This is a genomic window from Kitasatospora sp. NPDC057500, assembly GCF_042802195.1.
GTDB lineage: Bacteria > Actinomycetota > Actinomycetes > Streptomycetales > Streptomycetaceae > Kitasatospora.
The window spans coordinates 1-5,963 of sequence record NZ_JBHVER010000316.1 but is presented as its reverse complement, the minus strand read 5'-3'; the positions used below and the strand labels follow the sequence as shown (position 1 = coordinate 5,963).

Sequence of the window (5,963 nt, the reverse complement as noted above, 5' to 3'; positions counted from 1 at the left end):
GCCTCGTCGAAGGCCGCCGCGAACACCGGGAACGCCGCATACAACTCCCGGCCCATCCCGGCACGCTGAGACCCCTGACCGGTGAACACCACCGCCAGTCGGCCGTTCCCGGCCGCTCCGGCCAGCGGGTGCGTCCCGGCGGCCACCGCCGCCAACCCCGCGTCCAGCACCGCGGGGTCACTCGCGAGAAGAACCGCCCGGTGTCGCAGACGCGCACGCGAGGCGAGCGCCCGCCCGATCTGCTCCAGCGGCGCGCCGGTCGCACGACTGCGCCGAAGCCGCTCGGCGGCGTCCCGCAGCGCCTCCGGCTCGGCAGCGGTGAGCACCAGCGGGACGAGCGACGGCGCAGCGGTGGGCGCCGGAACCGGTGGCTCCGTGGGGGCTTCGAGGATGACGTGGGCGTTGGTGCCGCTGATCCCGAAGGACGACACCGCCGCGCGCCGCGGACGGTCCAGCTCGGGCCACTCCCGCGCCTCCGTCAGCAGCTCGACCGCGCCGGCCGACCAGTCCACCTTCGTCGACGGGGTGTCGACGTGCAGCGTGCCGGGGAGGACGCCATGACGCATCGCCTCGACCATCTTGACGATCCCCGCAACGCCGGCAGCGGCCTGGGTGTGCCCGAGATTGGACTTCACCGAGCCGAGCCAGAGCGGCTCGCCCGCGCGGTCCTGGCCGTAGGTGGCCAGCAGCGCCTGGGCCTCGATCGGGTCGCCCAGCGTCGTTCCGGTGCCGTGCGCCTCGACGGCGTCGACGTCCTGCGGCGACAGCCCCGCCGACTCCAACGCCGCCCGGATCACCCGCTGCTGCGACGGACCGTTCGGCGCCGTCAGACCGTTCGACGCACCGTCCTGGTTGACCGCACTGCCCCGCACAACCGCCAGCACCGGATGCCCGTTGCGCCGCGCATCCGACAGTCGCTCCACGAGCAGCATGCCGGCACCCTCACCCCAACCGGTGCCGTCCGCGCCCTCCGCGAACGACTTGCACCGGCCGTCGGGCGCCAGGCCGCGCTGCCGCGAGAACCCGACGAACGTCCCCGGCGTCGCCATCACCGTGACGCCGCCCGCCAACGCCGCATCGCACTCACCGCTACGCAGCGCCTGAACAGCCAAGTGCAGCGCGACCAGCGACGACGAGCAGGCGGTATCGACCGTCACCGCCGGACCTTCCAACCCGAACGTGTACGACACCCGGCCCGACGCCACACTGCCGGAGCTGCCCGTGCTGAGGAAGCCCTCGACGCCGGGCGGGACCTCGGCGGTCTGCGAGCCGTAGTCGTGGTACATCACCCCGGCGAAGACGCCCGTCCGGGAGCCGCGCAGCCCCAGCGGATCGATGCCCGCCCGCTCGAACGCCTCCCAGGACGTCTCCAGCAGCAGCCGCTGCTGCGGATCCATCGCCAACGCCTCACGCGGCGAGATCCCGAACAGCCCCGGGTCGAAGTCCCCCGCGCCGTACAGGAACCCGCCCTCTCGCGTGTACGACGTTCCCGGATGGTCCGGATCCGGGTGGTACAGGCCCTCCACGTCCCAACCACGATCCGTCGGGAAGAACCCGATCCCGTCCCGACCCGACGCCACCAACTCCCACAGCTCCTCCGGCGAGGAGACCCCACCCGGGTAGCGGCAGGCCATCCCCACGATCGCGATCGGCTCGTCGTCCACCCGGCTGCGGCAGGTCGGGAGCGCGACGGCCAGCGCGTGGGTGGCAGAGATCCGCTCACCGAGGAAGGCGGCCAGCAAGGCGGCATTCGGATAGTCGAAGACCAGTGTGGACGGCAGGCGTAGCCCGGTCGTCGCGTTCAACCGGTTGCGCAGCTCGACTGCGGTGAGCGAGTCGAAGCCGAGTTCGCTGAACGCCCGCTCGGGGTCGACCTGGTCGGACGACGCGTGTCCGAGCACGGTGGCGACCTGGCCGCTCACCAGCGCGAGCAGCGTGCGCGTCCGCTCGTGCTCGGGGAGCCCGGCCAGCCGGCGGGCCAGCGGGCTTCCCGGCGCGACCGCCGCCCGACCGGGTACCAGGCCCGCCAGCAGTGGCGGGACGGAGTCGGCGGTGCGGAGCACGGCGGTGTCCACGCCGAGTGCCGCGACGACCGGCCGACCGGTGCCGAGGGCGGCGTCGAAGGCGGCCAGGCCCTGCTCGGCCGTCAGCGGCAGCACGCCGCCGCGCCGCATCCGGTCGCGGTCGGCGTCGGCGAGGGTCTCGGCCATGCCCGCGTCCCACAGGCCCCAGGCCAGCGAAACCGCCGGGACGCCCTGGGCGCGGAGGGCGGTCGCGTAGGCGTCCAGGAAGGCGTTCGCCGCCGCGTAGTTGGCCTGGCCCGCATTGCCGAACAGACCCGCCGCCGAGGAATAGAGGACGAAAGCGGCAAGGTCCTTGCCCTCCGTCGCGGCCACGAGGTTCCGGGCCGCATCCACCTTGGCCCGGAACACCCGCTCCAGGCGCTCCGGCGTCAGCGACTCCACCGTTCCGTCGTCGAGCACTCCGGCCGCGTGGACCACCGCCGTCACCGGCTCGCCCCGCAGCACCTCGGCCACCGCCTCGGCATCAGCCACATCGCAGGCCACCGCGCGGACCTTCGCCCCGTCGATCGCCACGCTCCCACCGGAGCGCGAGAGCAGCAGCAGGTCACGGACACCGTGTACGTCCACCAGGTGCCGGGCCACGAGCCGGCCCAGCGTGCCGGTGGCACCGGTGACAACCACCGTGCCCTCGCCGAACCCGACCGGCTCCCCCGCCCGCACGCGGACCAGATGCGGGACGAACACCTCACCCTCGCGGACCAGCGCCTGCGGCACCTCGTAGAACGCATCCTCCGCCGCATCCAACAGGTGGATGCGGTCGGGGTGCTCGGCCTGGGCCGAGCGGACCAGGCCCCACAGAGCGGCGCCCTCCGCATCCGTGACCACGTCACCGGCCGCACCGAACGTCCGCACCACCAGACGCGATTCCGCCCAGGAAGGATCGGACAGCCACGACTGCAACAGCGCCAGCAGCGCCACCGACCGGTCCAACGCCGCACCGGACACCGAAGCATCCACCAACAGCACCGGCTGCGCGACGCTCGGCAGCACGTCCCCGAGAACCATGACGGCAGGCGCCTCCACCGACACGGCCACCTCCCTCACGGTCCACTCCACCCCGAACAGCAGCCGGTCCGCCGCACCGCCCGCCACCTGCCCGGCCGCGACCGGCCGCAGCGTCAGCGCGTCGACCCCGGCGACCGGCAGGCCCGTTGCGTCCGTGATCAGCAGCCGAACCGTGTCGGCGGAGTCCCCCGCTGTGAGCCGGACCCGCAGGGAGTCGGCGGCCGGGGTCAGCAGGCGTACGCCCGAGAACGCGAAGGGCAGCCGTGCGCCGTCGGCCGGGAGCAGGCCACCGGCACCGAGAGCGTGCAGGGCGGCGTCGAACAGCGCCGGGTGCACGCCGAACCCGTCGGTCGGCCCGTCGAGCGCGACCTCGGCGAACACCGCCCCGTCCGCCCGCCAGGCGCGCCGCAGGCCCCGGAACGCCGGGCCGTACACCAACCCCGCGTCCGCGAACGCCTCGTACAGGCCGTCCAGACCCACTTCCTCCGCACCGACCGGCGGCCAGACCACCAGGTCGGTGTCCTCCCCGGCGTCCTCGCCGAACGCGGCGGCAAGCGCACCGGTCGCGTGCAGAACCCACGGGCCGTCGTCGTCGGTCCGGGCGTGGACGGTCAAGCGGTGCCGTCCGGCGCCGTCCGCCGCGCCGATCGTGGTCCGGAGCTGCGCGCCGCCGGAGGCCGGCAGGGTCAGCGGCGCCTGGAGCAGCAGTTCGTCGAGGACGGGCGCCCCGATCCGGGCACCCCCGGCGAGCGCCATCTCGACCAGGGCCGTCCCCGGGACCACCGTGGTGCCGAAGACCGTGTGGTCGGCCAGCCACGGGTGGGTGGCCACCGACAGCCACCCGGTGAGCACGCTCTCCGCCGCATCGGGGAACGCGATCATCGCGCCGAGCAGGGGGTGGCCGGTGTCCGTGAGGCCGAGGCCCGCCGCGTCGACGGCGTGCGGGGTTCGGCGGCGGGGCCAGAAGCGCTGGTGGTCGAAAGCGTAGTTCGGCAGGTCGAGGCGAGTCCCACCGCCGAGCACGGCCTTCCAGTCGACCGCGGGGCCGGCCGCGTACAGGTCGGCGAGCGCGGTGAGCAGGGTGACGGCCTCGTTCCGGTCCCGGCGGAGCGCGGCCACGGCCGTCGCGTCGGGGGCCGCCTCGCGGACGAGGGCGGTGAGGACCGCGTCCGGGCCGAGTTCGAGGACGGCGGCGGCGTCGAGGGCGGTCACGGCGTCGGCGAAGCGGACGGGCTTGCGGACCTGGTCGACCCAGTACTCGGGGTCGCTCCACTGACCGGGCGTCACCGGGCGGCCGGTGACGGTGGAGACGGCAGGGAGGACCGGTTCCTGGAAGGCCAGGCCGGTGACGATCTCGCGGAACCCGGCGAGCATCGGCTCCATCAGCCGGGAGTGGAACGCGTGGCTGGTGCGCAGCCTGCTCGTCTTCCAGCCGCGCTCGGTCGCCGCCGCCACGGCCGCGTCGATGTCGTCCGAGGCACCCGAGAGCACCGTGGAAGCAGGCCCGTTGACGGCCGCGATGTCGAGGTCGGGGAACGCCTCCCGTACGTCGGTCTCGGCGGCGCCGACGGCCAGCATCGCACCGCCGGAAGGGAGTTCCTGCATCAGCCGGCCGCGCGCGGCCACCAGCCTCGCGGCGTCGCCCAGGGAGAGCACCCCCGCCGCGTAAGCGGCCGTGACCTCGCCGATCGAGTGCCCCGCGACGACATCAGGCGTCACACCCCAGCTCCGGACCAGCGCCAGCAGCGCGACCTCCAGCGCGAAGATCGCCGGCTGCGCCCAACCGGTCCGCTCCAACACCTGCGCGTCGTCCAGGACTTCACCGATCGGCAGGTCAAGCGCCACGCACGCCTCGTCGAAGGCCGCCGCGAACACCGGGAACGCCGCATACAACTCGCTTCCCATGCCGGCACGCTGAGACCCCTGGCCGGTGAACACCAGAGCCAGCGTCCCGGACCGAACGTCCGCCGACGGCAGCGCAGCGAGTCCCGCAAGCAGCTGATCGCGATCGGCGGCCGGGATCACCGAGCGCCGGGGCAGCGGCGCCCGGTGCGCGAGCGTCCAGGCGACGTCGGTCACCGAGGCATCCGGGTGCGCCAGCAGGTACCGGCGGAGCCGCGCGGCCTGCCCGGCGAGGGAGCGCTCGGTCGCAGCGGTGAGGACGACCGGCGTGACGGGCAGCGCGGCGTGCTCCGGGACGACCTGTGCGGCAGGCTCGGGGGCTTCGAGGATGACGTGGGCGTTGGTGCCGCTGATCCCGAAGGACGACACCGCCGCGCGGCGCGGGCGGTCCACCTGCGGCCACTCCCGCGCCTCCGTCAGCAGCTCGACCGCGCCGGCCGACCAGTCCACCTTCGTCGACGGGGTGTCGACGTGCAGCGTGCCGGGGAGACGGCCGTGGCGCATCGCCTCGACCATCTTGATGATCCCCGCGACACCGGCGGCGGCCTGGGTGTGCCCGAGATTGGACTTCACCGAACCGAGCCAGAGCGGCTCGCCCGCGCGGTCCTGACCGTAGGTGGCCATCAGCGCCTGCGCCTCGATCGGGTCACCCAGCGTCGTGCCGGTGCCGTGCGCCTCCACCGCGTCCACGTCGGCCGCGCCGAGCCGCGCGTTGGCCAACGCCGCCCGGATCACCCGCTGCTGCGAAGGACCGTTCGGCGCCGTCAGACCGTTCGACGCACCGTCCTGGTTCACCGCGCTGCCCCGCACGACCGCCAGCACCGGATGACCGAGGCGCTCGGCGTCGGCCAGCCGCTCCACCAGGAGCATGCCGACACCCTCACCCCAGCCCGTACCGTCCGCCCCCTCCGCGAACGACTTGCACCGCCCGTCCGCCGCCAAACCCCGCTGCCGCGAGAACCCGACGAACGT

Annotated in this window: 1 protein-coding gene; it reads right to left on the bottom strand. The window is 74.1% G+C overall.

All coding sequences use genetic code 11. The annotated features are described in order from the left end of the window. A partial coding sequence (locus tag ACFU74_RS35400) for an SDR family NAD(P)-dependent oxidoreductase (protein ID WP_380764246.1) occupies positions 1-5,963 on the bottom strand: 5,963 nt, incomplete at both ends.